The 26,199-nt window shown below is 44.8% G+C and carries 33 protein-coding genes; 7 read left to right on the top strand and 26 right to left on the bottom strand.

The genetic code is table 11. The features are described 5' to 3' along the window. The first annotated feature begins 165 nt into the window (after positions 1–165). Both D1151_RS11435 and D1151_RS11430 read left to right on the top strand, forming a co-directional pair. A complete protein-coding gene (locus D1151_RS11435) occupies positions 166–651 on the top strand; it encodes an RNA polymerase sigma factor (protein ID WP_161908978.1) in 486 nt (161 codons plus the stop codon). Continuing rightward, on the top strand, positions 648–1,814 hold the full coding sequence (locus D1151_RS11430) for an anti sigma factor C-terminal domain-containing protein (RefSeq protein ID WP_161908977.1): 1,167 nt from the start codon (positions 648–650) through the stop codon (positions 1,812–1,814). Before D1151_RS11435 ends, D1151_RS11430 begins: the two co-directional genes overlap by 4 nt. 47 nt (positions 1,815–1,861) lie before the next feature. Here D1151_RS11430 and D1151_RS11425 read toward each other — a convergent pair whose 3' ends face one another. Continuing rightward, a complete protein-coding gene (locus D1151_RS11425) occupies positions 1,862–2,191 on the bottom strand; it encodes a helix-turn-helix domain-containing protein (RefSeq protein WP_160202919.1) in 330 nt (109 codons plus the stop codon). 118 nt (positions 2,192–2,309) lie between these two features. On the opposite strand from D1151_RS11425, the gene D1151_RS11420 reads away from it, so the two are divergent. After that, complete coding sequence (locus D1151_RS11420; RefSeq protein WP_330588331.1) at positions 2,310–2,879, top strand: flavin reductase; 570 nt, start codon at positions 2,310–2,312, stop codon at positions 2,877–2,879. Positions 2,880–3,400: 521 nt separating this feature from the next. Here the strand turns inward: D1151_RS11420 and D1151_RS11415 are convergent. Next, positions 3,401–3,832: an aminopeptidase gene (locus D1151_RS11415; RefSeq protein ID WP_161908979.1), complete on the bottom strand. Its 432-nt coding sequence runs from the start codon at positions 3,830–3,832 to the stop codon at positions 3,401–3,403. A gap of 30 nt (positions 3,833–3,862) precedes the next feature. Continuing rightward, positions 3,863–4,249: an HI0074 family nucleotidyltransferase substrate-binding subunit gene (locus D1151_RS11410; protein WP_161908976.1), complete on the bottom strand. Its 387-nt coding sequence runs from the start codon at positions 4,247–4,249 to the stop codon at positions 3,863–3,865. 83 nt (positions 4,250–4,332) lie between these two features. Between D1151_RS11410 and D1151_RS11405 the strand changes: the two genes are divergently transcribed. Further along, positions 4,333–4,671 carry a hypothetical protein gene (locus tag D1151_RS11405; protein WP_161908975.1) on the top strand — a complete coding sequence of 113 codons (339 nt, stop codon included), beginning with the start codon at positions 4,333–4,335 and terminating at the stop codon, positions 4,669–4,671. A gap of 14 nt (positions 4,672–4,685) precedes the next feature. On the opposite strand, the gene D1151_RS11400 is transcribed toward D1151_RS11405, so the two are convergent. Beyond that, on the bottom strand, positions 4,686–5,984 hold the full coding sequence (locus D1151_RS11400) for an MATE family efflux transporter (RefSeq protein ID WP_161908974.1): 1,299 nt from the start codon (positions 5,982–5,984) through the stop codon (positions 4,686–4,688). A 179-nt stretch (positions 5,985–6,163) separates the two neighbouring features. Here D1151_RS11400 and D1151_RS11395 point away from each other — a divergent pair, with 179 nt between their 5' ends. Beyond that, positions 6,164–6,736, top strand: a complete 573-nt coding sequence (locus D1151_RS11395; protein WP_160202494.1) for a TetR/AcrR family transcriptional regulator — start codon at positions 6,164–6,166, stop codon at positions 6,734–6,736. Positions 6,737–6,854: 118 nt separating this feature from the next. On the opposite strand, the gene D1151_RS11390 is transcribed toward D1151_RS11395, so the two are convergent. The 14 genes from D1151_RS11390 to gltX all read right to left on the bottom strand — a co-directional run bounded on the left by D1151_RS11390 (position 6,855) and on the right by gltX (position 19,185). Continuing rightward, a complete protein-coding gene (locus D1151_RS11390) occupies positions 6,855–7,298 on the bottom strand; it encodes a MarR family winged helix-turn-helix transcriptional regulator (protein ID WP_160202493.1) in 444 nt (147 codons plus the stop codon). 78 nt (positions 7,299–7,376) lie between these two features. Then, positions 7,377–7,805 (bottom strand): 3-hydroxyacyl-ACP dehydratase FabZ, encoded by a 429-nt coding sequence (fabZ, locus tag D1151_RS11385; RefSeq protein WP_161908973.1) that lies wholly within the window; start codon positions 7,803–7,805, stop codon positions 7,377–7,379. Beyond that, positions 7,805–9,040: a beta-ketoacyl-ACP synthase II gene (gene fabF, locus D1151_RS11380; protein ID WP_161908972.1), complete on the bottom strand. Its 1,236-nt coding sequence runs from the start codon at positions 9,038–9,040 to the stop codon at positions 7,805–7,807. The genes fabZ and fabF overlap by 1 nt, the downstream gene beginning before the upstream one ends. Positions 9,041–9,053: 13 nt before the next feature. Further along, on the bottom strand, positions 9,054–9,788 hold the full coding sequence (fabG, locus tag D1151_RS11375) for a 3-oxoacyl-[acyl-carrier-protein] reductase (protein WP_161908971.1): 735 nt from the start codon (positions 9,786–9,788) through the stop codon (positions 9,054–9,056). Between the two features lie 2 nt (positions 9,789–9,790). Next, the gene (gene fabD / locus D1151_RS11370) at positions 9,791–10,732 is read right to left on the bottom strand and encodes an ACP S-malonyltransferase (RefSeq protein WP_161908970.1); all 942 of its coding nucleotides are present in this window, start codon (positions 10,730–10,732) and stop codon (positions 9,791–9,793) included. Next, positions 10,729–11,760 carry a nitronate monooxygenase family protein gene (locus tag D1151_RS11365; RefSeq protein WP_161908969.1) on the bottom strand — a complete coding sequence of 344 codons (1,032 nt, stop codon included), beginning with the start codon at positions 11,758–11,760 and terminating at the stop codon, positions 10,729–10,731. Before D1151_RS11365 ends, fabD begins: the two co-directional genes overlap by 4 nt. Further along, positions 11,744–12,655 carry a nitronate monooxygenase gene (locus D1151_RS11360; protein WP_161908968.1) on the bottom strand — a complete coding sequence of 304 codons (912 nt, stop codon included), beginning with the start codon at positions 12,653–12,655 and terminating at the stop codon, positions 11,744–11,746. Before D1151_RS11360 ends, D1151_RS11365 begins: the two co-directional genes overlap by 17 nt. 3 nt (positions 12,656–12,658) lie before the next feature. Further along, positions 12,659–13,594: a beta-ketoacyl-ACP synthase 3 gene (locus D1151_RS11355; RefSeq protein ID WP_161908967.1), complete on the bottom strand. Its 936-nt coding sequence runs from the start codon at positions 13,592–13,594 to the stop codon at positions 12,659–12,661. Then, positions 13,576–14,394, bottom strand: coding sequence for an acetyl-CoA carboxylase carboxyl transferase subunit alpha (gene accA, locus D1151_RS11350; RefSeq protein ID WP_161908966.1), 819 nt, complete (start codon positions 14,392–14,394; stop codon positions 13,576–13,578). The genes D1151_RS11355 and accA overlap by 19 nt, the downstream gene beginning before the upstream one ends. Continuing rightward, positions 14,391–15,230 (bottom strand): acetyl-CoA carboxylase, carboxyltransferase subunit beta, encoded by an 840-nt coding sequence (gene accD / locus D1151_RS11345; protein WP_160202484.1) that lies wholly within the window; start codon positions 15,228–15,230, stop codon positions 14,391–14,393. The genes accA and accD overlap by 4 nt, the downstream gene beginning before the upstream one ends. After that, complete coding sequence (gene accC, locus D1151_RS11340) at positions 15,217–16,605, bottom strand: acetyl-CoA carboxylase biotin carboxylase subunit (protein WP_161908965.1); 1,389 nt, start codon at positions 16,603–16,605, stop codon at positions 15,217–15,219. The genes accD and accC overlap by 14 nt, the downstream gene beginning before the upstream one ends. Beyond that, positions 16,599–17,039, bottom strand: coding sequence for a biotin/lipoyl-containing protein (locus D1151_RS11335; RefSeq protein ID WP_160202482.1), 441 nt, complete (start codon positions 17,037–17,039; stop codon positions 16,599–16,601). The genes accC and D1151_RS11335 overlap by 7 nt, the downstream gene beginning before the upstream one ends. A gap of 2 nt (positions 17,040–17,041) precedes the next feature. Next, the gene (gene acpP / locus D1151_RS11330; protein ID WP_160202481.1) at positions 17,042–17,272 is read right to left on the bottom strand and encodes an acyl carrier protein; all 231 of its coding nucleotides are present in this window, start codon (positions 17,270–17,272) and stop codon (positions 17,042–17,044) included. Positions 17,273–17,529: 257 nt separating this feature from the next. After that, positions 17,530–19,185: a glutamate--tRNA ligase gene (gene gltX / locus D1151_RS11325; protein ID WP_161908964.1), complete on the bottom strand. Its 1,656-nt coding sequence runs from the start codon at positions 19,183–19,185 to the stop codon at positions 17,530–17,532. A gap of 154 nt (positions 19,186–19,339) precedes the next feature. Between gltX and D1151_RS11320 the strand changes: the two genes are divergently transcribed. Beyond that, positions 19,340–20,758 (top strand): spore germination protein, encoded by a 1,419-nt coding sequence (locus tag D1151_RS11320; RefSeq protein ID WP_160202479.1) that lies wholly within the window; start codon positions 19,340–19,342, stop codon positions 20,756–20,758. A gap of 38 nt (positions 20,759–20,796) precedes the next feature. Here D1151_RS11320 and D1151_RS11315 read toward each other — a convergent pair whose 3' ends face one another. After that, positions 20,797–21,222: a PLDc N-terminal domain-containing protein gene (locus tag D1151_RS11315; RefSeq protein WP_160202478.1), complete on the bottom strand. Its 426-nt coding sequence runs from the start codon at positions 21,220–21,222 to the stop codon at positions 20,797–20,799. A gap of 604 nt (positions 21,223–21,826) precedes the next feature. Between D1151_RS11315 and D1151_RS11305 the strand changes: the two genes are divergently transcribed. Beyond that, positions 21,827–22,018 (top strand): helix-turn-helix domain-containing protein, encoded by a 192-nt coding sequence (locus tag D1151_RS11305; RefSeq protein WP_161908963.1) that lies wholly within the window; start codon positions 21,827–21,829, stop codon positions 22,016–22,018. A 22-nt stretch (positions 22,019–22,040) separates the two neighbouring features. Here the strand turns inward: D1151_RS11305 and D1151_RS11300 are convergent, their stop codons facing one another. The 7 genes from D1151_RS11300 to D1151_RS11270 form a co-directional block, all read right to left on the bottom strand. Further along, a complete protein-coding gene (locus D1151_RS11300; protein ID WP_160202476.1) occupies positions 22,041–22,352 on the bottom strand; it encodes a type II toxin-antitoxin system RelE/ParE family toxin in 312 nt (103 codons plus the stop codon). Continuing rightward, a complete protein-coding gene (locus D1151_RS11295; protein WP_160202475.1) occupies positions 22,342–22,602 on the bottom strand; it encodes a type II toxin-antitoxin system Phd/YefM family antitoxin in 261 nt (86 codons plus the stop codon). The genes D1151_RS11300 and D1151_RS11295 overlap by 11 nt, the downstream gene beginning before the upstream one ends. A gap of 68 nt (positions 22,603–22,670) precedes the next feature. Continuing rightward, positions 22,671–23,243 carry an N-acetylmuramoyl-L-alanine amidase gene (locus D1151_RS11290; protein ID WP_161908962.1) on the bottom strand — a complete coding sequence of 191 codons (573 nt, stop codon included), beginning with the start codon at positions 23,241–23,243 and terminating at the stop codon, positions 22,671–22,673. Positions 23,244–23,581: 338 nt separating this feature from the next. Then, positions 23,582–23,776: a holin gene (locus D1151_RS11285; RefSeq protein ID WP_330588330.1), complete on the bottom strand. Its 195-nt coding sequence runs from the start codon at positions 23,774–23,776 to the stop codon at positions 23,582–23,584. A gap of 11 nt (positions 23,777–23,787) precedes the next feature. Further along, complete coding sequence (locus tag D1151_RS11280) at positions 23,788–24,060, bottom strand: hypothetical protein (RefSeq protein ID WP_160202472.1); 273 nt, start codon at positions 24,058–24,060, stop codon at positions 23,788–23,790. Positions 24,061–24,070: 10 nt separating this feature from the next. After that, a complete protein-coding gene (locus D1151_RS11275; RefSeq protein ID WP_161908960.1) occupies positions 24,071–24,481 on the bottom strand; it encodes a carbohydrate-binding protein in 411 nt (136 codons plus the stop codon). Further along, positions 24,471–26,199, bottom strand: a 1,729-nt coding sequence (locus D1151_RS11270; protein WP_161908959.1) for a hypothetical protein, incomplete at its 5' end; no start/stop codon positions are given. The genes D1151_RS11275 and D1151_RS11270, both read right to left, overlap by 11 nt.

The following is a 26,199-nucleotide window of genomic DNA, read 5'->3' as shown; positions in this document are numbered from 1 at the left end:
GTCAGAGTAAATTCTATGTAAGTCTTTGCCATTTGAAATTCCAGTGATACGCAGAATTTATTTTGGCAAATAATAAACGAGACAATTTCTTGTTGCATTTCCACTGCACAATTGTTATATATGTAAATAGAACAAAATACTGCCGAAAGGAGGTGCGCAAATGTCATGGACAGCAAGGTGCTGGAGCAGCTTTACCGCAAATACGAGAGAGAGCTATACCTGTATATTTATTCCATCTGTAAAGACAAGCATGCGGCGGAAGATCTGCTGCAGGAAACTTTTTTAAAAGCCATTCTGGCTCTGCCAGACGGTCATACCAATATGCGTGCCTGGCTTTACCTGGTAGCAAGAAACCTGACCTATAATGCAATAAAAAAAGCAGGAAGGTATGAGAACATGACAACTGACCCTGTAGCGAAAAAAAGCGCAGAGCCGCTGGAAATCATTTTGCAGCAGGAACAGTACAAGCTGCTCTATAAAAACCTGCAGCGGCTTTCCGCAAGATCGAGGGAAATTTTAATCATGCAGTACTTCGGCCAGCTATCCCACAAGGAAATAGGCACTGTACTGGCAATGACTCCGTCAGCTGTGCGCATGGCAGCTGTACGAGCCAGAAAAGAACTGAAAACCCATATGGAGGAAGAAAAATGAGATATCGTGAACTACTCGAATTATATAAAAAAGGCGAATTAGCAGAACAAGAGGCGGAAAAAGTTCGCACCGATATTGAACGTCAGGAGGCCATCACTGACTACCTTTTAGAAGTCGAAGAAGTGTTTGACATCAGCCTGCCAGAGGATTTTTCGCAAGAAAGAGCATTGTCAGACTCTGAGGATTTTGCAAAGACCATCAATCGTTCTATTAGAAAAGCCTTCCGAAAGCTGGGCGTAATCATACTGGTGATGGCGCTGATTATGATACTCTTCATCCAGTTTGCGCTGCCACAGATTGTATCCCTGTTTTATTACAATCCAGGAAAAATCATCGGTGAGGAGGAATACAGAACTACCAAGCAGATAGAATTGGATATGGCAATTTACACCAGTCTGATGCTGCCTGGCTATTACCGCGATGTAGTCAACGTGACCGACCGGGGATACGGTAACTACGACATCAATATCCCACAAAGTATCTCCTACAACGGACGTTTCTCTGACATCTCTGGAAAAATTGAAAAAGGGCGACTAACCCTCTATAACAATAATGTTCTACGCAGGCCACATATGAATATCTTCGGCTGGAGCGAAATTCTTTCTGAAACCAGAGATTCCTATGTGACAGATCAACCACTTTCAGAACTGACAGACCCTGTCGATTATCTTACCGTCTCCATGAACCCAGCAGACAAATACGTCGTCTTTGTCACGCTGAATCGGCAAATGCCTTACGAAGACTTCATTGCGTGGACAAAGAAGGAGGAAATTCCGGGGCTTCTATGGTGTGCGCCGTGCACACGTGCATCTGGCCCTCCACAAAATCTAGGTTTTTATTACGATTTCCTATACGGTGCAGCTATGGGTTGGGACAGAGACGCCTATCCGAACCTGTTCTTCGACACGGACAAAGGCATAGATATAGATAAAGAAAGCACCGTGCGGTCTCACTTTACCAGTCAACTTCGTTACCTTGCATCTAGAGAAGCGTTCTGTAAAATGTTAGAGATATATCCAGAAGAACTGTCTGCAGCTGCCGACTATGTTGAAGAAAACGGTCTCAGAATCTACGGCTTCGTCACGTTGGTAAACAAAGAGCAGGCAGAACAAATTGAAAAGTCAAATGAGGTCTTTCAAATCAGCGCGGAAGAGCTGATTTAAGCCATATAAAAACGCTTTGGGCAGATCTTTACCCGAAGCGTTTTTCTTTATCTATTCGCTTCTCCCCAAACACACAACTGATCTAAAACCCTCATCAGGGATTCTCCTCTTTCACTTAATCGGTACTCAACTTTCGGCGGAATTTGTGGATACTCTGTTCTGACAATCAGTCGATCACGTTCCAGTTCTTTCAGATTGGTGCTGAGGGTTTTGTCCGAAATATGTTTCAGATATCGCTTCAGCTCATTAAATCTCACAATCTCAAATTCCATCAGGCAATAAAGAATGACCATCTTGTGCTTGCCGGAAATCAGCGACAGAGTATAACTAAATCCTGTATCTTCAAAATTTGCTTTTTCAATATAATTTTTTATCATTTTATGCTTTCCTTTACGCTAGTACATTTCAAAAAAGACAGTACTTGTATTTTTTAAATTAATCAATATAATTATATATACAGGCACAAATCCTGTCAATTCAAAAAATGAGGTGACGATGATGAGAAAAAAACTGAATATAACAGAAGGCATTTTCCCAATGCCGGTTTTAATGGTAGCAGCTTACAATGAAGATGGCAGTGTCAATGTCATGAATGCTGCCTGGGGTACTATGCAGGAGTGCGGAAATGTAGCGCTTGTCCTGTCAGAAGGTCATAAGACAGTAAAAGATATCAAAGCCAGAGGCGCTTTTACTGTCAGCATCGCCGATGCAGAACATGTTGTAGAAGCTGACTATTTCGGCGTTGTATCCGGCAACGATACTGCTGATAAGTTTAAAAACAGCGGACTTACTGCAAGCAAAGCTGAGACAGTAGATGCGCCTGTTATCAACGAATTTCCACTCTGTCTGGAATGTGAGTTCATCGAATATCAGAACAACGAATATGGCTGCGGCGTAATTGGCAAAGTCGTAAATGTCACCGCCGATGAAAAAGTCCTCGTGGACGGTAAGATCGATATGTCTTTGGTAAACGCTATCGCTTTCGACCCTTATACCCACGGTTATTACAAAGTAACCGAGAGAGTCGGCGAAGCGTTTAAAGATGGACTTGCACTTAAAAAATAAGAACCCCACCCTTCCTCGAAGCCTTGCTTCGGGTGGATCCCCGGAAGCCTGTTTGTTCTTGGCAATAAGAAACTACTTAAACGGAGCTGCCTGCATGAACAGAAAATCATTATTAGTACGCAGCTCCATTTTGATTCATGAAAAAGTAGCTGGAGAAAGTATTTTCCAGTAATCGTTTCGTCTTCGCAGGCTATCCCTGAAATTATTAAAGTTATACAGATTCATCAATTTGAAGATCTTTTGCACAACTTTGTCTCCCATCCATATCTTAAAGTTGTGCAAATTAAATCAATTCCGTAACTGCTGCAAAACTTTACCTCTGAAGAGACGCTTAAAGTTTTGCAAACCAATCTTATTCAGGGTCAACCGCACAACTTCATATCGAATCAACACTCGAAAGTTGTGCAAAGTAATTCTGATTTGCGGTTACCTGCACAACTTCGTCAGCCCAGAAAGCCTAAAAGTTGTGCGAATCAAGCTGATTTAGCGTGATCTGCACAACTTCAATCCATCTTACAAATTTAACATGAAAAAGGGTGGCTGTGCCCTATCAGTTCACCCGGATTCAGCGCCAGCAGTTCCTCTACCACAAACAATCCGTCCTTTCGAACCAGTCTATCATCAAACCAGATTTCTCCGCCGCCGTACTCCGGTCTTTGAATCAGCACCAAATCCCAATGCACGGAAGAACGATTTCCGTTATCTACATCCTCATATGCCATTCCCGGCGTTAAGTGAATACTGCCGCAGATTTTTTCGTCAAAGAGAATGTCCTTCATCGGCTCCAGAATAAACGGATTTACGCCGATAGCAAACTCGCCGAAATATCGTGCGCCTTCATCACTGTCCAAATACTCGTTAATGCGCGCCGTATCATTAGCCTGTACATCGACAATACGTCCATTTTCAATTTCAAAACGAACATTTTCGTAGAAAAAACTCCGATTGGGCAGAAATTCATCTTTCCCTCGGAGTCTGCATTTTTAAATCCATTTTTGCATTTGTTCTTTTAAATCTCGGAACATACTACAGTAAACATTTTTTGTTTTATCAATAATATCCAAAGCTACCGCTTCATTGTACGCATGGGATACATTATTCTTGGCTGACAGTGCACTGAGCCAAACTTCCTCATCAGTGACTAATCCTGCCTTATATGCAACCTTGACAACCTGCTTAGGCGATCCGCTGCGGCAATCTTCAAAGCCCTGATTGGTAAGAATCTCTTTCATTGCTTTCCATGCTAATTCAAAGCAAATCTCGTAAAGCTTTATCGAGCCAACCACCACCAAACTATTGTAAGGCGGCTCATAAAGAAAAACGTCCTGCAAATTCTCTAATGCCTTGCAAAAATTCTCATACTTTTTCATATATGGCTCTGCCCTCCCTCATAATAACATTGCACAGTTTCTCTGAAAGCACATCATTTAAGAATATTTTATACTGATTTCCTATGAAAGACAGTTTCACCCCTATCGGACTGCTACTTCTTGATATTATAGATACTACCCCTTCTCTCTTTCACGATTTAGTATTTAAGAGCAGAAAGCATGATAAGTATCTGAATTTGCTGTATTCCTACATACAAAGTGACCAGGCAAAAGGCTATCTGAGAGAATCCTTTGACGATGACATAATCACCTATTTGTATTCCTCACTGGAATATATCGCGTATCAGTATCGCCAGAATAAAGGCTTAGATGAATCCGCCGAAAGAGAAATTTTTAAAAAAATGGCTGAAGTATTTTTCTTTGGCTTGTATAAAGACGGCATTGAAGACGAAATCCGTTAAGTAAATACTCCAATTTATATGCGAATCTCCTGCCATTTGCCGCAGCGAAATCTTATAAACAGCAGCAGTCCACGCACCACCAAATCCGCCGCATATGCAAGCCATACGCCGGAAAGACCCATGCCAAAAGACACTGCCAGCACATAGCCAAGACCGATGCGCAGTATCCAGATGCCAAAAAAGGTAGCATACATAGGGAATTTTGTATCTCCTGCCCCCTGCAATGCCCCGGTCAGCACCTGAACTAAAGCCGCAAAAGGCTGAAACCATGCGATAATTCTAAGCACATCTGTCACCATCTCTTGTACTGCCTGTGTTTTCGTAAAATGCAAAGCCAGCTGCGGCGCAAACAAGTAGAACATTGCAGCTATAACCACCATAGTGCATGCGGACATCCAGTACGTTACCCTGACCTGTTCCTTTGCCCTGTCGATATTCTTTTCCCCCAAAGAAACACCTGTGATCGTGCAGATAGCAAGACCAAATCCCATCGCAGGAATATACGCGTAACTTTCAATCGTGCCCGCTATATTGTGCGCCACATAAGAAGCCGTTCCAATAGACAGAATCATACCATTGTAAACCAGCTGTCCTACGCGCATGATAAGCTTCTCCAGCCCCGCCGGAACACCGATTTTCAGTAAAACACCAAATTCCCCGCAACACAGCTTCAAAGGATACTGCCAAAGCCTGTACTGTTTCTTTTTCCACAGGCACAGAAACAGTATAATCATCCCTGCGCCCCTTGCTATCGTAGTCGCAAGTCCCAGTCCAAAGATTCCCAGACCTGCCTTGATAAATAGAACATCTAACAAAATATTGATAAGATTAGATGCGCCAGTTACATACATGGGCGTTTTCGTATCCTGCATCGCACGCAGACAACTGGATAAAATCTGCTGTAGACAAAGAAGCACGCCTGGCACAGCCACAATGAGAAAATACGGCATTGCGCAATCCAGCACTACCCCCTCTGCGCCGGTAAGTGTTAGAATCTCTTTACCAAAAACAAGACAAACACCGCCTGTACTAATGCCCAAAACCAGCCCTGTACAAAGAGCATGCACGATGGCAGAAGCCACTTTCTCAAATTCCTTTTCCCCGTAGCGCCGCGCAATCACCGCTGTGCTGCCGATACTGACCGCCGTAAAAAAAGAAATAAAAATATTCATAATCAAGTTTGTCACACTGATACCCGCAATGGCAGCATCCGCCAGCTTTCCCGCAAAAAAAGCATCTACCGTACCGAGAAGCGTCTGTAGGATATTTTCAAGGATAATAGGAAGTGCCAGATAAAAAATACTGCGTTTCATTGACAAGCCTGCCTCCTTCTGTTAACATATTTTTTGTAAGTTACAGAACAATTTGTTTTATAATTTCATTATATTCTTGCCTAAGCCAAACGCAAGCATCAAACCTGCCAAGTTGTACCGTATCGAACAGTTGCCTGAAATTGTACGGTATCACAAGTTTTAGAGAGGAAATCCTAGCCATGGACAGAAGACAACAAAAAACCAGAGCCGCTATTTTCGATGCTCTGGCACAACTTCTAACAGAAAAACAATTTCATCAGATCACAGTACAGGAAATTATTGACAAAGCCAATGTAGGTCGCAGCACCTTTTACGCGCACTTTGAGACCAAAGACCATCTCCTAAAAGAGCTTTGCACAGATTTATTTTCTCACGTATTTTCTGACCACCTGGCATCTGAGAAAACCCATGACTTTTCCGCATCTTCAGGCAGCGCCGCAGAACTTGTCACCCATCTCCTATACCATCTGCGTGACGACAAGCGCAATATCATGGGTATCCTCTCCTGCGAAAGCGGCGAGTTGTTTCTCCGCTATTTCAGAGAATATCTGTACCGTTTTTTCGAGGAAACACTGCTCCCGGAGCTTGAAACAAAGAAAGAAACCCTGCGGCAAATGCCGCAAGGTTTGCTGATTCATCATCTTTCCTGCAGTTTTATCGGTATGGTGCAGTGGTGGCTTCGCCAAGGTCTTGTACAAACGCCAGAAGAAATAGCCTTCTGGTTTCTGGCTGTACTGCCTGCAAGGTTCTGACAATTTAACAATCATAGCCACCATTTCTGTTCTCTCTTTCGTGCAGTCCGCCCCTTCAGTGGATTTTGGAAAGAAAAATGGGCGGATTTAAGACCGCCCACTCTAAAATATCTCAATATTATTCCTGTATCTTCACTTCCGGCATCAGTTCATCATCAATGATTCCCAGAATATCCTCCAGTTCCGCAACCTGCTCCGGCGAAAAACGCTGCCGAATGCGTTTCATCACCGTACCGATATAATCATATGTCACACCGTAGGTCTGCATATACTTGTCGGTGACTTCCAGATAGTACTCCCGCTTATCCTGCTCACTTCTCACTTTGTTGACATAGCCCTTTTTCACCAGGCTGCCTACTTTGTAAGCGGCATTGGGTGGCGACAGCTGGGCAAAAGACGCAAACTCGTTGATGGTCGGTCTTCCCATGGCGTAAATCAGTTCCACACACAGCACCTCCATGGCAGAAAGCGCATCCTCCACCTTAATGTCCTGATTGAACACCTTGGAATAGAGGCTCATCTTAAATTTTGTATAGATATCAGAAAAATTTTTCTCAAGCATCTCGCATTCATTCCTTCTTATGGCTATGCTGATATTTTAACAAATTCTTTGCATAAATGCAATGTTTATCTCCTTGCTTTACTGCGTAATCACAAAGGACAGCTCGCCCTGCGCTGCGATTTCTCCATCTACTTTTGCAACGGCCTTACCATAACCGATGGGTCCTCGCCGTTCTGTCAACTCACAGTAAAGTGTAAGCACATCTCCCGGAACCACCTGTCTTTTGAACCGGCAATTCTTAATACCTCCAAATACTACCAGTTTTCCCCGATTTTCCGCTTCTGACAAAATTGCCACTGCGCCGGTCTGTGCCAGTGCTTCCATAATCAAAACCCCCGGTATGATCGGTCTTCCCGGAAAATGTCCCTGAAAAAACGGCTCGTTTGCAGTCACACATTTCACTGCTTCAGCCCATTTTCCCTGCTCCATGTCGGTAACCCGATCGATGAGCAAAAATGGATATCTGTGTGGTAGTATTTCCTGAATTTGTCTGATGTCCAGTTCCATTATTTTATCCTCCGAAACAGAATTGATCCATTGTGTCCGCCAAAACCCAAAGAGTTGGACATAGCATAGTCACCCGCCATATCATTTCCAATATTTGCCACGATGTCCAGATCACATGCTTCATCAGGCACCTGATAGCCGACAGTCGGCGGTGCAAATTGATCTCGAAGTGCCGATACTGTCAAAATCGCTTCCACTGCACCAGATGCACCCAGCAGGTGACCTGTCATGGATTTCGTAGAGGACATCTTTACCTTGTACGCTGCATCACCAAAGGCAGATTTTACCGCAAAAGTCTCACATTTGTCGTTCATCGGTGTTGATGTGCCATGGGCATTAATATATACTACCTGCTCCGGCGTAATACCTCCATCTGCCATAGCTGCTTTCATGCAAGCTGCAGCGCCGCTGCCGTCTTCCAAAGGTGCTGTCATATGATGGGCGTCACAGCTTACGCCATAACCTGCAATCTCGCAGAGAATTTCTGCGCCCCTTGCTACTGCATGCTCATACTCTTCCAAAAGAAGAACGCCAGCACCCTCTCCCATAACAAAACCATCTCTTTCTTTATCAAAAGGAATGGAAGCGCGCTTCGGATCACAGGATTCAGACAGCGCTTTCATCGAAGTAAAGCCGCCGATTCCCAGTTCGCTAATACAACTTTCACTGCCTCCAGTCAGGAAAACTTCAGCATATCCGTCTCGAATCTGCCTGAATGCCTCTCCAATCGCATTAGTTGCAGACGCACAAGCTGTTACAACGCAAGTACAGCTTCCTGTAAATCCATGTTCGATGGCGACCATTCCTGCCGCCATATTAGTGATTGCCATAGGCACAAAGAGAGGCGATACCTTGTCGAAGCCTCGCCTCATCCCTTTGTAGTGCTCCTCTTCAATAGTAGGAAGACCCCCGATACCGCTGGAGATATTGACCCCACAGCGAGATGGATTTTCCAGTTTCATATCCAATCCTGCCTGCTTCATGGCTGCCCTTGCAGCAACCAGCGCCAACTGCGTAAACCTTGCAGTGCGTCTTGCTGCCATCTTATCCATGTGATCAGTAATATCAAACCCCTTTAATTCCCCTGCTACCTTTACCTTGTGATTTTCGGTATCAAAGCCTTTGATAAAGTCTATGCCACATGTGCCTTTTCTAGCATTTGCCCACATTTCCTCTACTGTATTTCCGATGGGAGATACGGCTCCCATTCCAGTGATTACAACTCTTCTCTTCATGGTCTCTCCTTTATTAATACATGCCGCCATCTACTGCCAGCACTTGTCCGGTCACATAAGCAGCCTGTTCTGATGCGAAAAAGGCTGCTGCCTGCGCCACATCTTCCGGTTTTCCCATACGCCCTGCCGGAATTGCAGCGGCTGCCGATGCAATCGCTGCCTCCGTCATGGCCTTCGTCATATCTGTTTCAATAAATCCCGGCGCGATAGCATTCACGGTAATATTCCTGCTCGCCACTTCCTTGGCAAAAGATTTTGTCATAGAGACAACGCCGCCTTTACTTGCCGCATAGTTGACCTGACCGGCATTGCCCGAAACTCCTACTACACTGGACAGATTCACAATGCGCCCATAACGCTGTTTCATCATCTGGCGGCTCACCGCTTTCATCATCAGAAAGCTGCCTCTAAGATTGGTTCTGATCACTGCGTCAAAATCTTCCTCGCTCATGCGCATGAGCAGATTGTCTCTGGTAATCCCAGCGTTATTCACTAAAATATCCACACTTCCAAAGGTCTTCATAGCAGTTTCTGCAATTCTCTCACAAGCTGCCCATTCTGCAACATCCCCCTGAACAAGATCTGCCTGCACACCTAAATTTCTGCAGATTTCGGCAGTTTCCTCGGCTGCGCTGCTGTTTCCGGCATAATTGATAAGCAGGTTTGCCCCCCTCTTTGCAAATTCTACGCAAATGGCTCTTCCAATGCCACGGCTCCCGCCGGTTACAATGGCTGTTCTATCTTTCATGATTATGCTGCGCCTCCCTTCAATTCTGTAATCACTTTCTGCAGATCCTCAAAAGTTTCAATATTCATGGTCCTGATTCCCCGATCCGTCTTCTTTACAAAGCCGGACAGTGCTTTGCCAGGTCCGATTTCCAGAATCGTGTCAACGCCAGCTTTTACCATGGCTTTAATAGAATCTTCAAAATATACGCTGTGAGAAACCTGTTTCACCAGCAGCTCGCCGATGGTCTCACTGGGTCTTTTCTCCCGTCCAACTGCATTAAAAAGTACAGGAAACTGCATTTCTCCAAAGGCTGTTTCTGCAAAAATTTCTTTGAGTACAAGCCCTGCCGGTTCCATAAATGCAGTATGAAAAGGTCCGCTGACAGGAAGCGCCACACATCTTTTGGCACCCTCTGCTGCTGCCAGCTCCGCAACCGCTTCAACAGCCGCTTTCTCTCCTGCAATGACAATCTGTCCAGGGCAGTTGTAATTGGCAATCTGCACGCTGCCTTTGACCGAGGCCTTCTCGCAGCACTGTTCAAGAGGCTCTCTGTCAAGACCCAACACCGCTTTCATAGCACAGTCCACACCTTCTGCCGCCTTCGCCATGGCATTCGCCCGCTTTGTCACAAGGGCAACAGCCGTCTTCGCGTCAAAGACGCCTGCGCTGTGCAGTGCCGAGTATTCGCCTAGCGAAAGCCCTGCCGCCATAACCGGTTTTATGCCGATCTCCTCCAGCGCAGGCAGTAGTTCTGCCAGCACGCCCGCAGCAAAAGCAACCATGACAGGCTGGGTATTTCTCGTATCTGAAAGCTGCGCCAAAGGTCCTTCAAAAGCAATTTCCCTTTGCTCTTTTGGCAGAATATCGAAAATCTCGTGAAATTTCTCCGACTTTTCGTAAAAATCTTTGCCCATGCCTACAGATTGACTTCCCTGACCTGCAAATAAAATTCCTAACTTCATATCTGACTCCATTCCGCTGCCAACTCTTCCATCAGCGCTTTTACCGTAGTCATCTCATTGATTCTGCCTACGTTGTCGCCACAGAAAAACAGCCCTTCTTCATAATTTCCATAGTAACCCTTTATCAAAGCCTGATTGATGCAATAAGGTGTTTTTGCCGGATCACAACTGTGAATACATCTGATGCACTGCTTTGGCGCAAACCGCTCTCCTGCTGCAACTCGCTTCATCAGCGGCGTTTTAAGACCTCTCCCCGGCATGCCTACCGGACTTTGCAGAATCATCACATCTTCTGCATTTGCACGTACAATTACATCTTTAAAGCCTCTGCTGGCATCGCATTCTTCGGTTGCGATAAAACGAGTAGCGATCTGCACTCCTGATGCACCCTGCGACTTCACTTCCTGCATATCAGTACGGTCAAAGACGCTGCCAGCTGCAAAGACCGGAATGTCTCCAGCCTCCCGGACCACTTCACAAATCAGCTGTGGCAGCGGTTTTGCACTGCCAGCTGCTTCCTCTCTGGTAAATCCCAGATGGCCTCCTGCTCGGCTTCCCTCTACCACAATAAAATCTGCTTTGCGATTATGCCGCTTTTGCCACATAGACAGAATCGTTTTTGCTACACGACCGCCGGAAACGATAGGCGCAATCATCACATCAAATCCCTTTGTCAGTTCGGGAAGGGACAAAGGAAGCCCCGCTCCGCTGATTACCGCATCAATTCCGCTTTTACATGCAGTCTTTACTAGGTCTGCAAATCCAGTAGTTGCTACCATAGCATTAACTGCGATGATACCTTTTCCTTTTGCAATCTGCCGAGCTTTTGCTATCTCCGCCTGCAGAGCCCTTCTGTTAGCTTTTTCCGGATTTTTCCAGAAATCAGCTTCACGAAAGCCAATATTCACGGTGGAAATGACGCCCATGCCGCCGCAGGCTGCAACCGCTCCAGCAAGTCCTCCCATGGAGATACCAACGCCCATACCGCCTTGAATAATCGGTACTGCCAATCTATCTAATGTTTTCATATTCTTTTACCATTTCTTCAAAAATTTGACGCAGCGGACGAATCTCTTTTACCATACCGCTGACCTGACCTGCCATCAATGAACCGTTTTTTACATCGCCCTCCAGCACTGCTTTACGCAGGGATCCCAGTGTAAATTTCTCCAGTTCCATCTTGTCTGCACCGCTCTGTTCCATCTTCAGATACTCTCTAGTCATAGGATTTTTCAGACAGCGCACCGGCGCACCTGCACTGCGTCCAGTAACGATAGTTGCATTATCGCCAGCCTTGACAATGGCTTCTTTATAGTTCTGATGAATGGGACACTCGCAGCTTGCCAGAAGACATGTGCCGACCTGCACGCCACAGGCTCCCAAAGTAAATGCTGCTGCCATCTGCCTGCCGCCTGCAATGCCGCCTGCTGCAATGACCGGCACATCCACATTGTCACAAACCTGCGGCACCAGCGCCATAGTGGTCAGTTCTCCAATGTGACCACCGCTCTCGCATCCCTCTGCAATGACGCCGGAAACACCGATAGATGCCAACCTCTTTGCCAGCGCAACCGATGATACAACAGGAAAAACTTTAATTCCGGAAGTTTTCCATTCTTCCACATATTTTCCAGGGTTCCCCGCTCCCGTCGTCACCACAGAAATACATTCTTCAGTGACAATTTTCGCCATTTTATCCGCCTCCGGATTCATCAGCATGATGTTGACGCCAAAAGGTCTATCGGTCATTTTTTTGCAAATTCTAATCTGCTCTCTAAGATTTTCAGCCGTCATGCCGCCGGCACCGATAATCCCAAGCGCGCCGGCATTGGAGACCGCAGCTGCAAATCCGCCGCTTGCAATATTAGCCATGCCGCCCTGGAAGATTGGAAATTCTATATTTAAAAGTTCATTAATTTTCATAGATTATTTTACCTCACTTGTGATATACATGCTGCCGTAGGAAAGCCCCGCGCCAAAGCCAGTACAAAGAAGAGCGGTGTCATTTTTTAAAAGCCCCTGCTCTGCCATTTCACACAGCGCAATAGGAATGCTGGCAGCCGAGGTGTTTCCATAGTGGTACAAATTCTTAAAGAATTTTTTCTTCTCGCCGCCGATACGCCTTGCCGCCGCATCAATGATACGTTCATTTGCCTGATGACAGACGAAGTAATCAATATCATCCTTACTTAAATCGATTTTCTTCAGCACTTCGCTGATACACACCGGTACTTTGCTTACCGCAAAACGATATACCTCCTGACCGCCCATTTCAATAAAGCTGCCCCGAAGGCAGTGAAGCACCTGCCTATTAGGTTCACAGCCACCATAAAATGCAAAGCCTGCGTCTTCATGCCATTTCATCACAGCAGCACCTGCTCCGTCACCAAACAGAACACAAGTTGCCCTATCCTCCATATCCATAAAGGAAGAAATCTTTTCACTGCCGATAATTAAGGCATACCTGTCTTTCTGATTTGCAAGCAGCCCGTTTGCCAGATGGCATCCATAGATAAAACCAGCACAAGCCCCATTTATATCCAAGGCGAAAACTTCTTGAGAAAGTCCCAGTCTTCCGCAGACATCGCAGGCTGTCGCCGGCGTATGATCGTCGGGTGTAAAGGTGCAGACAATACATATGGCGATTTTTTCTTTCGGAATCCCCGCATGATGGAGCGCCATCTGTGCAGCCTCAAAAGCCATGTCTGTATTGGTCTTTTTTACGGCAAAATACCGACTGCGTATGCCGGACTTTTCCCTGATCCAGTCATCGCTGGTGTCTACTGTCTCTGCTAAGGTTTCGTTAGTAACCGTAAGATCGCCAGCTGCACGCCCCAGTCCGATTATTTTAATTCCTGCCATAATAGATCCTCCGCCTTCTTCGTAGGTTTCCCTATCCTTCTAATCCACTTATATCGTTCTTTTATCAGATTTTCTCCGCCGATTTTTTCAAGAGCTGCAAGAGAAGATTCAATCTCTCTTGCCACGCGCAGGAAAACATCCCCCTTTTCAGGAATCACACAGTCACAAATGCCCAGACTTTGCAAATCTTCTGCAGTCAGTTTCATCACTTCCGCTGCTTCTTCCCAGCGTTTAGCATCTTTCCATAAAATGCTTGCAAAGCCTTCCGGTGACAGAATAGAGAAAATGCTGTTTTCCAGCATTACGATCCTGTCTGAAACACTGAGGGCAAGGGCACCGCCGCTTCCTCCTTCACCGATAAAAATGGCAACCGTCGGGACTTTAAGGCGAGACATCACTGCGATAGACTGCGCAATCGCCTCTCCCTGACCGCCTGCTTCTGCTTCGATACCTGGATAAGCCCCCGGCGTATCTATGAAGGTGATCACAGGTCTTCTGAATTTTTCCGCCTGTTTCATCAGACGAATGGCTTTTCTATATCCTTCCGGATTCGGCATGCCAAACCGGTACACCATGTTCTCCTGTAAATCTCTGCCTTTCTGATGACCGATCACCGTGACAGGGCGACCGCGAAACAATGCAAGACCGCCTAAGATGCTGACGTCTTCTCCATGGTTTCTATCCCCCGCCAAAGGGAAAAAATCATCGAAAATCGCTTCGATATAATCCCGACATGTAGGTCTATCCTGCGCTCTTGCCAGTTTCACCCGCTCCGCTGCAGATATCTTTTTTATGTTCATCGTTTTCCCCTCCTGTCATGAACCTGCAGCAAAAATGCCAGAGTCTGCCGCAAATCTGTTCTTGGCACGACTTGATCCACAAATCCATGTTCCAAAAGATACTCCGCCGACTGAAAACCCTCCGGCAATTCCTGCCCGATGGTCTGCTCAATAACTCTTGGTCCCGCAAATCCAATCAGCGCACCGGGTTCAGCTAAAATAACATCGCCAAGACTTGCAAAACTTGCGGTCACACCGCCTGTAGTCGGATGGGTCAGCACAGAAATAAACAAATTCCCTTCTTCGCCGTGTCTTGCCACTGCCGCCGCAGTCTTTGCCATCTGAAAAAGAGATAAAATTCCTTCCTGCATTCTGGCGCCTCCTGAGGCTGCAAAAATAATCAGCGGCAGTCTATTCTTTGCAGCATATTCACATGCCCTGGTGATTTTCTCACCTACAGCAGTTCCCATACTTGCCATCATAAAGCGACTGTCCATGGCGCACACGACTACCTTATAACCACTAATCTTCCCAGTGCCTGTCAGAACTGCTTCTTTCATTCCTGTCTTTTGCTGCTGATTCAAAAGCTTTTCTTCATATCCCGGAAAGTCCAGTGGATTTTTTCCTTTCATACTGCCACAAATTTCCCGAAAAGATTTTGGATCCAGTACCGTCCGCAGTCTGTACTTGGCCGAAATACGAAAGTGATATCCGCAGCAAGGACAAACGTACAGATTTTCTAGCAGTACATCCTTTGTATGTTTCGCCTGGCATTCAGGGCATGAGATGACTTTGTCGCCATCTTTCATCTCACGCAGCGCCGCCAGTAAATCTCGTTTCTGTTTAAATGGATTCATTTCTGCCTCCTGCCGCCTCATAAATTGAGAGAAGTTCCTTAAGATGTGCCTCAATATAACTGGTATCATATCCGCCCCGCAGAAAATCCTGCTGATACATCAGCAGGTGCTGTACCGGCAAAGTAGTCTGTACTCCGTTGATAACAGTTTCCTCCAAAGCCCTTCGCATGCGGCGCACCGCTTCCAGACGGCTTTCGCCCTTTGCGATAATCTTTGCCACCATGGAATCATAGTACGGACTGATCTCACAGCCGTTATATAAAGCGCTGTCCACTCTGATTCCTGCACCTGCTGGAAAATGAATAAAGTCTATCTTTCCTGGACATGGCGCGAAATTTTCAAAAACTTTCTCCGCAGTAATTCTGCACTCGATGGCATGACCGCTCATGGTAATATCCTTCTGCTCAAAGCTCAGCGGAAGACCGCTGGCAATGCGCAGCTGTTCTTTCACTATATTGACGCCGGTCACCATTTCCGTCACCGGATGTTCTACCTGGATTCTCGTATTCATTTCGATAAAGTAAAAATGCTCATCTTTATCTACGATAAATTCCACGGTGCCTGCATTTTCATAGCCGCAGATTTTTGCTGCTTTAACGGCTGCCTCACCCATCTGGCAGCGAAGCTGTTCCGAAAGTCCCCAAGCAGGCGCTTCCTCTAACAGTTTCTGATTCCTCCGCTGAATGGAGCAATCTCGTTCCCCCAGATGCACTACGTTTCCACGGCTGTCTGCCAAGATCTGAAATTCAATATGTCTTGGATTTTCTATGAGCTTTTCCACGTACATTTCACCGTTTCCAAAGCAGCTTTCTGCTTCTTGTGAAGCTGTTTGAAATCCCTTACGAACTTCTTCCGTATTGAAGGCTTTGCGCATGCCGCGACCGCCTCCCCCTGCTGAAGCCTTGAGAAGAACCGGATAGCCGATGCGTTCTGCTTCTGCCACAGCTTCTTCTTCACTTGTTACGGCGCCATCTGAACCCGGAACCACTGGAACACCCGCCTCTATCATCATACGTCTTGCGGCTGCTTTATTTCCCATCGCATCAATCACCTGCGAGGAAGGTCCGATAAATTTCAGACCTGCTGCCTCACAGCTTCTTGCAAAGTCACTGCTCTCTGACAGAAAGCCAAAACCGGGATGGACAGCATCACAGCCTGTAGCTTTTGCCGCCTCAATCAAATTCGCTATGTGCAGATAGCTTTCGCTAGCTCTAGGGCCTCCAATACACACTGCTCTAGTTGCAATGATTCGATGCAAAGCCTGACTGTCAGCTGTAGAATAAACAGATACCGCCTCTATGGAAGAATCCAGACACTCTCTGATAATCCTTACAGCAATTTCCCCCCGATTCGCAATCAAAACTCTCTTTAGCATGGCTCAACCTCAAACAAAACCTGATCAAATTCAACCAATTCCCCATTGACGCCCCCTGCGCTGCGGATGATGCCATCCACTGGCGACTTCAGTTCGTTCATCATTTTCATGGCTTCTACCACGCAGAGAACCTGACCCTGTTTCACCTGCTGTCCTACTGTCACAAAGGGAGGCTTCCCAGGTTCTGGCGCAGCATAGTAGATACCGACAATCGGCGATTTAACTTCTATGAAGTTTGAGGACTGAGGTTCCTTCTGTGCTGGCTGCAAAGATTGCATCGCTGGCACACGCAGATCTTTGTCAATCTGCTGCAGCTGCTGAGGCTGCCCGCTTTTTTCCATACGTAGATGAAAACCGTCAGCCTCTACTTCCAGCACTGTCAGAGATGAAGTTTCAAATCGCTCAATCAGATTGTAAATTTCCCTTTCTTCCATGGTTATGCCTGATACTTTTCAATGGCTGCTACGATGTCACTAACCAGCTTCATATTGCCCAGTTCCTCATCAGGAATCTTGATGCCGTACTTCTCTTCAATCGCCATCACCAGTTCCACTGCATCCAGAGAATCGATATTCAAGTCATCTGCCAGACTTGCTTCCGGGGCAATCTTATCCTCGTCACATCCTAACGTATCAACCATAATTTCTTTCACTTCTTCAAATTTCATTTTTATGTACTCCTTCTCGTTTTCTAATTCAAATTTTTTAATTAAAATAATTTATTTAAAATATTTTAATTAAAATTCTTTAACTAGAATAGCACTGCCGGAAGGATTTGTCAATAGACGAAAAAAATTTTCACAGGAATTACAAAAACCATAGAAAAACTCCGCAATTCTTCCCTGAATTACGGAGTTTTGATTCTATTCGTATTAAGTTTTTATTTCATCGAAGCCGTCATCTCATAGCTTGCACAAAGCATCGCTTATTTGTAATTTGCAATTCTTGCTCTGGTTCTCTCTTCTCCTAGGATCTGCTGAATTTCCCAGACATCCGGAGACTGCGCTCTTCCCATCAGTGCGATTCGGATAACCGTACTGACATGCCCTACGTGCCCTTTATACTCTTCCGGATGTTTTTTAAAGTCTTTCGGTTTTGCAGCATAGCCCATTTCCGCTGCCATGGTTCTAATCTTGTCAAACCACTGACTCTGATCATCCGCGTGATTATAGTTTTCCAGATATCCCGCCAGAATTGCCGTAATATCCTCTGCCGGCACCTCTGTTGGCATTTCATCTTCGATTTTGAACATATCGTCAAAAAAGTAACTGATAAATTCTACAATTTGCTGTGCATAGATCAGATCTTTTCTCGGCTTGTTGTCATTTCTTCCCAGATCCAGGATTCTTTCCAGATACTCCCTATCTTCAAAGATATGCAGAATTTCCGGTTTGAACTCCTGCGCCCAGTCTTTTAGAAACTCATACAGTTCACATGCAGGAATGCGAAGAAGCACGTCTTTACTGATGTCATTTAGTTTGTTCAAGTCAAAGAGTGCGCCGGAATTGCTCATCTTTTCTGTCGTAAATGCAAACTCATCGATATCCGCTTCCGGATGTTCCATTCTCCATTCCTCAAAATTAGAGTTGAGAATCGTCAGCAGATATTCTCTGACTGCTGCAGGATGGTAACCCTGATTTCTATAGTAATCTAGCGAAAGTTCAGGATCCTTTCTCTTGGAAAGCTTTCTCTTGTTGCCCTCTTCATCTAATTTCATCAGCTGCGCCGTATGGCAATAAACAGGCGGCTCCCATCCCAGCTTTTCAAAGAGTTCCACATGAATCGGCAGCGACGGCAGCCATTCTGCACCGCGCACCACATGAGTCGTACGCATCAGATGATCGTCTACAACATGTGCAAAATGATAGGTCGGAATCCCAGTCGCCTTTAAAATGACTACGTCCTGGAAATTCTCCGGCATTTCAAGAGTGCCTCTGATGGCATCCTCTACTTTGATCTTTCTCACATTCTCATCAGTTGCTTCAGGGTTTCCGCCGGAACGCAGTCTGATGACATAGGACTTTCCTGCAGCCAGATTCGCCTCGATTTCCTCTATGGAGAGTTCTCTATTCTTTGCGTAAATACCGTAAATTCCCGGATTGGCTTTAGAAGCTTCCTGCCCTGCCCTGATCTCTGTGATTTCTTCTTCTGTGAGGAAGCACGGATATGCCTTTCCCTCTGCCACCAGTTTCTTCGCAAAGCACTGGTAAATCTCCCCACGCTGGCTCTGCGTATAGCAGCCATAATCGCCGCTCTCACCGTCAAGACCTGCACCTTCGTCAAAGTTGATGTCAAAGAAACGCAGGGAATTGATAATAGTCTCTACCGCCCCTTCCACATAACGCTTATCATCGGTATCCTCAATTCGCAGGTAAAACACGCCGCCGCTCTGGTGAGCAAGGCGCTCGTCCACAAAGGCGCCGTAAAGATTTCCAAGATGAATAAAGCCCGTCGGGCTAGGACCCAATCTCGTTACTTTTGCACCTTCCGGCAAATTTCTCTTCGGATACTGGGCTTCTATTTCTTCTGTTGTTTTCTTAATATGCGGAAACAAAAGATCCGCTAATTTATAATAATCCACTACAAAAATCCTCCATTTTGGTTTTTCTAACAATAGCACATAATCCATATTATTATATACTTTCCGACGTATGAATTTCAAGGTTTTTGACAAAATAATTATACGCTCATTTTATTGCTTGTTCTCTTGGAACTTTAAATTATTAGGAGGTTTTATGAGTGAAAATAAATATCAGTATTTTCTGGAGCATTTTACCGGACAGCTGCCCCTTGGCGAAGCCTTTGATCTAGTTGAGCGCCAGATTGTAATCGGAGGAAGGCACGGCAGACTATACTTTGTCGATGGGCTCTCCGACAGTGAAAAACTGCAGCTTCTCTTTAATTTTTTACTGGCTGTTCCAGAAGACCGCATGCAGAAAGTAGAGAATACAGAACAATTCGTCGCAGAACTTTTCCCGTTTATCAACAGTTCGATTGAAACCGACATCGACGCAGCAGTGAAGTTTCTCTATTCCGGTCTTTCTCCCATTATTTTAGACGGATTCGATAAAATTATCGTCGCAGATACAAGAAGATATCCGCAGAGAGGTGTTGAAGAGCCGGAAAAGGAGAAAACCTTGCGCGGTCCCAAGGACGGTTTTACAGAAAACTTCATGGATAACCTGGGCCTCATCCGCCGTCGTATTCGTGACAATAGGCTGATCTTCGAGAAATACACAGTAGGTGAAAAATCTCGTACTGACGTAGCGGTCTGCTATATGAAAGGGGCTGCCGATACCGACCTGGTGCAGCGAGTTGAAAAAGGGCTTTCAGAAATCGTAGTTGACAGTGTTTCCATTGGAGATCAGACTATCGTCGAACAACTGATCACAAATTTAACTGGCGGCAAGCGCAGATGGCGACTCAATCCATTTCCTAAGGTGCGCTACACCCAAAGACCTGATATTATTTCCGCCCATCTGACAGAAGGAAAAATTGCTCTTGTCATCGACAATTCACCGACGGTAGTTCTGATTCCTGTGGGAATTTTTGACTTTACGCAAGATGTAGATGACTACTATTTTCCTTTGATTACAGGAAATTATCTGCGCATTCTACGAATTTTCAACATGCTGGTCATTTTGCTGCTGACGCCTATTTATCTGCTCATCGTTGAAGGAGATATTCCGCCGCCGGGTGATATGGATTTTATCACGCCAAAGGATCCTTATGCGCTTTCGGTATTCTGGCAATTTATCCTGCTGGAACTTGCCATCGACGGTCTGCGACTTGCCTCTCTCAATACGCCGGAGTCTCTAGGCATGTCACTTTCTGTCATCGGTGCCCTGATTCTTGGAGAGTTTTCCGTGGATTCCGGCTGGTTTATCCCACAAACAATTTTAATGATGGCAGTGGTATCCCTGGCATCCTTTACCCAGCCAAGTATCGAGCTGTCTTACGGTGTAAAATTTATTCGCCTGCTTATGCTCATCGGCGCCATGCTCTTTGGAGTTGCCGGTCTCATTGGTGCCCTCCTACTGGGTATGTTACAAGTTGCCATTACAAAAACTCTCAGCGGTCATTCTTATCTCTATCCGCTGATTCCTTTCAAGTGGAGCGCTCTCAAAAAACTAATATTCAGGACGGCAAAGTAGCCGCCCTGAATATTTTTTCTTAAAATATTTAAATGAAATTAAAAACCGTAGCCAAAATCGTTGTGATAATGATAGCCGGTACTATACCCTGTAATATAATTAATTACACTTACAACCATACCGATAATGCAAATCGCAAAGATAACCAGTCCGATGATAATCAGGGCTTTTGCCCAAGTCGGCATACCTTTCTGTGCCTGCGGATATTCCTGGCTTCCCTGTTCATAGCGATACTGCCCTGCACTGCCCGCTTCATAAATACGGTACTCTGGCTTTAGCGGATAGTCTCTGCGAATAATCAAATATACAATCACACCGATAAAGCTCGGCACCAGAGCTGCAACAAGTGCCCACAGCCACGGTGAACAATCCACTCTCTTATTGGCATCGCGATAAACTAAAACTGCCAGAAGAATAGGAACCCCTAATGCAAAGATTAAAATCAGCGGAATTATTAAAATCATAAATATGCTTCCAATAATCATATCTTTATCTCCCTTCAAAAAGTCTTTCGACAAATTTCTGCTTATAGTATACCACATTTTATCCTTGGTGCATATGTTATTATTGAAACTTTTAACCCCGAGGTGAACCCATGGCTTATAACACACGAGAGCTTTTCGCCCGCCTGATTCAGTGCGAGGCAGGGGGCGAAGGGGAAGATGGTATATGCGCACGAAATTACCACCAAAAGAAAATGGAGATTTTATACAAGAAATTTGCATTTTTCCATTGACAAATCCACGCATTGCGTGTATAATATAATTAAAGATAAGGAAAGGAGGAAAGCACATGAATGGGTAAACATGATAAGAAAAAAGACCCGCGATTACATAGTATAGCCGACAACATAATCGCAGGTCTGGTATCAGGACTGGTGCTCCTGCTGGTAGATAAATACCTGCTGTGAGCACCGGGGCGAAAGCCCCCGTCTGACTATATTTTACCCTTAAAATTTTCGTGTGTCAACAGCTATGGGAATCGTAGGATATATTGGCATTGCAGTCATTGTCTGCACAATCATTTACGGTGTTGTTGAACTATGTAAGTATTACAAGGAGAAAAAAGATGGAAAGTAAGATTAAAGAGGCTCGTAAAGCTGCCGGATTAACGCAGAAACAAGTCTATGAGATTTTGGGCATTCCCGCGCGCACGCAGCAGGACTGGGAAGCAGGGAAGCGTGCTCCTGCTCCATGGCTTGAAGAGATGGTTATCCGTGAATATCAGCGAATTGCAAAAAATGAAAAGAGCCAGGGTTAATGCCCTGGCTAAAATTTTGTAGTCAAACTAAATCTCCATAGTTTTGTCTGCAATAGAAAAGCCGAAGAATATAAACAGTTTTCTCCTTTTCCCCTACTCTGTAAATCAGAATATAGTTTTTGATTACAGCTTTGCGATATCCTAGCACACGAAGTCGTGAATCACGACACTGCTCATACATCAAAGGCATGCCCTCAAGATTAGTATAGCATTTTTCAACCTCATCGGCAAATGCTGCAGCGGCTGAAGGATTTGCGAGGGAATTTGCAATATATCCCAAAATCCCATCTAAGTCCTGCACCGCCTGCTCTGTTTCAACTACCTTATAACCCATACTTTCCTCTTAAATCGTTTAATGCGGTACGTGCCTCTACAAGCTTTCCTTCGCTAACTTCCGCTTCGGCTTCTGCTAATTTTGCATAAATTTCCTGCATCCATAGTTTCTCTTCATAAGCTTTCATACTCATGATAACCATATCGCCATATCCGTTTTTTGTGATATAAACCGGTTCCATGGATTCATTGCACATTTGAGAGATTGCTGCGGTATCTTTCAGATCCCTTATTGGAATTATTCTTGGCATAGAATCAGCTCCTTTCATGGCATAATTATATCATAATTGTGTCGCAAAGACAAGAACCGTAAATTGCTCTATTTATACTTCTCCCAGTACTTAATCAGCGCTCTTGCCGTCGCCTTGCCGTAAGCCTCTAGCTCTTTTTTTGTGTCAAAACCTTTCCGGTCGGTTTTGTTGTCCAAAAAGCCGTATTCCACCAGTACTGGCACGCCAACGCCCTTGAGGAAGTACAGGTCATTGGTATACTTAACGCCTCTGGTGTTCTGCCCTTCCTTTTTCAGTTCCGCGATAATCAGATCAGCTAGCACCTTGCCGAGGCGACTCTTTGTCACGGTGCCCTTCCATACCCAGACTTCGTCACCATCGCCGCCACCGGCATTAAAATGTCCGTCAACGGACACTACTCTGTAGCCTTTCGCTTTGTACCTCGCCATGTCAGCAACGTGCGCCGCAAGTGACATGCCGCTACCGTCCTTTTCCGGGTATGCAACCTTGTATGTACGCCCCTTGTGCGCCAGCAATTCCTTTCTGCATGCTGCCATCACGGTTCTCGCCATATCTGCTTCCACAAACTTTCCGCTGACGGCACCGGGGTCGCTGCCGCCGTGCCCTGCAGATAAATAGAATAAAATTGGTTTCTTTGCCATAATACACCTCCAAAATAAAAAGCCCTGCGGAGTGCAGGGTAAATTGACTATTGCATAATCTCTTTTTTCGTGGTATATTGGAGTCAAGAGGAAAGCCAAGCGGCCGACCCTCTAAGTAGAATTTGAATTATGTTTCAAATAACCGCCTATTGGATTGCAGCCTGGGCGGTTATTTATTTTCGGTGGTTATCCCATCTGACAATCCCAATAATCATCAATACGATGACGAGGATTTCGTAGTCAGACATTTGGTTCCCCTTTCCGAAGGTCAACCGCTTTTATGGCTTACTCTTGACTATATGTATTATACCACGCCTTGTTCCTGCGGACAAGGTTCTTTATTTTTCGTCAACTTCCGGCAGTCCTGCCACGCTGGTAAGCATGGACAGTACACCAGCAAGAATAGCCGCTGATACTGTTACCTGCCAGCTCACATCTGTTAGTACCACGCTTGTCCCAATCATGGCAACGGCTGCCTGTGCCATCGTCTTAATTGCTCTGATTCCTGCTGCTTTAAGCCATTTCTTACTCATTTTCATACCTCCTACTTTCCTTTATGTTCTAAATATGCTATTTCCGCTTTGTTTTCGTCTACGCGCTTAAATACTGTTTTCACATCTCGCTCCAGAACTGCGGTGCGCTCGATAAGATTGTTATGCTTGTCCTGCTTTTCCTCAAGACGCTGGATATCTTTTCTGACTTCAGCTAGCGCCGCATCAACCTTAATGTCCTGCGCTCTTTGCTGTTTACTGGACACTATCAGCTGGACAACAATCAATCCTGCTGCGGTAATCGCCGCTGTCATAATTTCTGTCATATGTACTCCTTTACTCCGTTACTTCCGCCCACAGACTTTCTGTTCCTACGGCACCCGGCTCCCATACGTTACCGTCAACTAAGGATTCCCACGTTTTACCGTTATGGATTACTTTGTCACCTGCTACATACGCATTAGTGCTGTCAGGCTGCTCCCACGCCGGGATAATGTCCGGATTTGGGATAAGCACCTTTGCCCAAAGATTAGGTGCATCTACTGGTGTCCAGGTTTCCTGCGTGTCGTGTTCCTGCAGACACCGGTATAAAGCGCCATCATATGTAAGCCTGTCCCCAACCTTGACGCAAATCTCCGGGCGCCACACTGGATACCAGTCTGCGTGTTGCAACGCTACCTCATCTGGGGCGGTTGGCAATGATCCTTTAAGCACTCCTATCAGTTCCTTTTGTTTATTAGTTAGCATTTTTTATTACCTCCCGTTTAATTTCATCGACTACCCTATCAACCATACTGTAAGATAATCCATATGCAGTAGCTTCTGGTATAGCCTCAGGCACATAAGCAACGCCTACCGCTCCTGGAAGCATCGCTTTTTTTGACACACCATATAGCAAATCATTATACGGCTTTACATAATGCGTAAATTCGCCTGTACTCAGGTTTAAGTTGATAGGTTTTACGAATATGTCAACAGTAGTTGTATTGGATTGTGTAGTTATATACGTTCCCCACAAAAGTTTAGACCTGATATAAAGATTCTCAACGCTGTAGTCTTTTGTTTTTTCTGCATCAATCTCTTGCGCATTCTCGGAGTCGAACGTTTTAATATCATTAATATCTATTAGTAATAATTTTATGCCATCTGCACAAGCCAGTAAAGGTCTTGTGGCTGATGTCCAATCCTTAATCACGTCTACCATTAAGTCTCCGGATTCGGCGATACATACATTCATATAGCACAAATTTGATTTTAAAGGTGCTATATAGTAGCCAGAATTCTGACTAAACAATCCGCTAAACGAGCTGAGATTGTTTTGATTAACCACCGGCGCAACTTTAGTGGATTTTATGACAATCTCACCATTGTCCTCCAAAGAAAACAGTGCCGCAGCAAACCAATTTGAAGAGCTTTTGTTAAAATACATACTTACCAGCACTTTCGAGTCATCTATAACTTTGCTTGCCCAATGCGAATATCCGTCGCGAAAAGTGAATTCTGTAAACTTTTTGGTTGGTATCACCTTTGTAATAGTTGGTGTACCGTCATCTGCAATTAGCACCTGAATCCCTCTATATAATTGATTTATATAAAGAGACTCCACAAACACATTATTAGTTCCAAGCACTGCGCTGAATGCACCATATGTATTACTTACCGTTGTTGCTACGTTATCGGACACACTTTTATAAATATTTGTGGTAGTTTTAGTAAGATCTGTCACGTAACACGTTAAATACCGACGGATACAAAATACACTTATCAAAAAAGGACCTATTACATGCGAATTAATAAAAACGCATTCTGAAGTGCTAGTTTGATGTTCTGAAAATGCAGTTTTTTCTACAGTAAATCCTGTAGACGCATTTGGACGAAATACTAAAAGTATCGCGCTATAGAACTGAGTAGTACTGCCCGAAACTTGATTTGGCGTGTATGCAAAAGGGTGTACAAACACCCCATTAGTATATTTTATACTTCGTACAGCCTCTTGATCATTCTGAGTTAAGTCCGAAAATGAGTAAAAAGACAAATTATACGAAAAGCTGCCAGCAGTAAGATTCATTTTATTGTTATTAATCTGTTGGTACACTAAATTACTAACGCCAGAGTCGTAACCAATTTGTCTAAATTCCATTACAATCATAATATTGCCATTACTATCCTCTGCACATCCTATACTCTCTAAACGGTCCATTGGTTTATAACCTTTTCCGACTAAACTTATGTCCAAAGTATTAGAGTAAAAAATCATATTATCTATATTTTTAATTATAGTAACATGCACTGCTGAGGAAGTAACATAAGTGCCATATCCCTGCGTACAAATTAGTACACTGTGATCTGCAAGTTCTGCTGTGCAGGACTTTGAATATACAGGACTTTGAATATAATTTTCGCTGTAAGATATATTAGCAACATTATTGATATCCGCACTAGGTGTTCTTTGCAAAAATACATTG

The sequence above is a fragment of the Emergencia sp. 1XD21-10 genome (assembly GCF_009936045.1).
GTDB lineage: Bacteria > Bacillota > Clostridia > Peptostreptococcales > Anaerovoracaceae > Senimuribacter > Senimuribacter intestinalis.
Note: the sequence above shows the minus strand (reverse complement) of the source record. Positions and strands in the feature narration are given on the sequence as shown.

Excerpts from the sequence above, each read along its gene's own strand:
- D1151_RS11435 (WP_161908978.1), top strand. The coding sequence starts at position 166 with ATGGACAGCAAGGTGCTGGAGCAGCTTTACCGCAAATACGAGAGAGAG.
- D1151_RS11430 (WP_161908977.1), top strand. The coding sequence starts at position 648 with ATGAGATATCGTGAACTACTCGAATTATATAAAAAAGGCGAATTAGCA.
- D1151_RS11425 (WP_160202919.1), bottom strand. The coding sequence starts at position 2,191 with ATGATAAAAAATTATATTGAAAAAGCAAATTTTGAAGATACAGGATTT.
- D1151_RS11420 (WP_330588331.1), top strand. The coding sequence starts at position 2,310 with ATGATGAGAAAAAAACTGAATATAACAGAAGGCATTTTCCCAATGCCG.
- D1151_RS11410 (WP_161908976.1), bottom strand. The coding sequence starts at position 4,249 with ATGAAAAAGTATGAGAATTTTTGCAAGGCATTAGAGAATTTGCAGGAC.
- D1151_RS11405 (WP_161908975.1), top strand. The coding sequence starts at position 4,333 with ATGAAAGACAGTTTCACCCCTATCGGACTGCTACTTCTTGATATTATA.
- D1151_RS11400 (WP_161908974.1), bottom strand. The coding sequence starts at position 5,984 with ATGAAACGCAGTATTTTTTATCTGGCACTTCCTATTATCCTTGAAAAT.
- D1151_RS11395 (WP_160202494.1), top strand. The coding sequence starts at position 6,164 with ATGGACAGAAGACAACAAAAAACCAGAGCCGCTATTTTCGATGCTCTG.
- D1151_RS11390 (WP_160202493.1), bottom strand. The coding sequence starts at position 7,298 with ATGCTTGAGAAAAATTTTTCTGATATCTATACAAAATTTAAGATGAGC.
- fabZ (WP_161908973.1), bottom strand. The coding sequence starts at position 7,805 with ATGGAACTGGACATCAGACAAATTCAGGAAATACTACCACACAGATAT.
- fabF (WP_161908972.1), bottom strand. The coding sequence starts at position 9,040 with ATGAAGAGAAGAGTTGTAATCACTGGAATGGGAGCCGTATCTCCCATC.
- fabG (WP_161908971.1), bottom strand. The coding sequence starts at position 9,788 with ATGAAAGATAGAACAGCCATTGTAACCGGCGGGAGCCGTGGCATTGGA.
- fabD (WP_161908970.1), bottom strand. The coding sequence starts at position 10,732 with ATGAAGTTAGGAATTTTATTTGCAGGTCAGGGAAGTCAATCTGTAGGC.
- D1151_RS11365 (WP_161908969.1), bottom strand. The coding sequence starts at position 11,760 with ATGAAAACATTAGATAGATTGGCAGTACCGATTATTCAAGGCGGTATG.
- D1151_RS11360 (WP_161908968.1), bottom strand. The coding sequence starts at position 12,655 with ATGAAAATTAATGAACTTTTAAATATAGAATTTCCAATCTTCCAGGGC.
- D1151_RS11355 (WP_161908967.1), bottom strand. The coding sequence starts at position 13,594 with ATGGCAGGAATTAAAATAATCGGACTGGGGCGTGCAGCTGGCGATCTT.
- accA (WP_161908966.1), bottom strand. The coding sequence starts at position 14,394 with ATGAACATAAAAAAGATATCTGCAGCGGAGCGGGTGAAACTGGCAAGA.
- accD (WP_160202484.1), bottom strand. The coding sequence starts at position 15,230 with ATGAATCCATTTAAACAGAAACGAGATTTACTGGCGGCGCTGCGTGAG.
- accC (WP_161908965.1), bottom strand. The coding sequence starts at position 16,605 with ATGCTAAAGAGAGTTTTGATTGCGAATCGGGGGGAAATTGCTGTAAGG.
- D1151_RS11335 (WP_160202482.1), bottom strand. The coding sequence starts at position 17,039 with ATGGAAGAAAGGGAAATTTACAATCTGATTGAGCGATTTGAAACTTCA.
- acpP (WP_160202481.1), bottom strand. The coding sequence starts at position 17,272 with ATGAAATTTGAAGAAGTGAAAGAAATTATGGTTGATACGTTAGGATGT.
- D1151_RS11320 (WP_160202479.1), top strand. The coding sequence starts at position 19,340 with ATGAGTGAAAATAAATATCAGTATTTTCTGGAGCATTTTACCGGACAG.
- D1151_RS11315 (WP_160202478.1), bottom strand. The coding sequence starts at position 21,222 with ATGATTTTAATAATTCCGCTGATTTTAATCTTTGCATTAGGGGTTCCT.
- D1151_RS11305 (WP_161908963.1), top strand. The coding sequence starts at position 21,827 with ATGGAAAGTAAGATTAAAGAGGCTCGTAAAGCTGCCGGATTAACGCAG.
- D1151_RS11300 (WP_160202476.1), bottom strand. The coding sequence starts at position 22,352 with ATGGGTTATAAGGTAGTTGAAACAGAGCAGGCGGTGCAGGACTTAGAT.
- D1151_RS11295 (WP_160202475.1), bottom strand. The coding sequence starts at position 22,602 with ATGCCAAGAATAATTCCAATAAGGGATCTGAAAGATACCGCAGCAATC.
- D1151_RS11290 (WP_161908962.1), bottom strand. The coding sequence starts at position 23,243 with ATGGCAAAGAAACCAATTTTATTCTATTTATCTGCAGGGCACGGCGGC.
- D1151_RS11285 (WP_330588330.1), bottom strand. The coding sequence starts at position 23,776 with ATGAGTAAGAAATGGCTTAAAGCAGCAGGAATCAGAGCAATTAAGACG.
- D1151_RS11280 (WP_160202472.1), bottom strand. The coding sequence starts at position 24,060 with ATGACAGAAATTATGACAGCGGCGATTACCGCAGCAGGATTGATTGTT.
- D1151_RS11275 (WP_161908960.1), bottom strand. The coding sequence starts at position 24,481 with ATGCTAACTAATAAACAAAAGGAACTGATAGGAGTGCTTAAAGGATCA.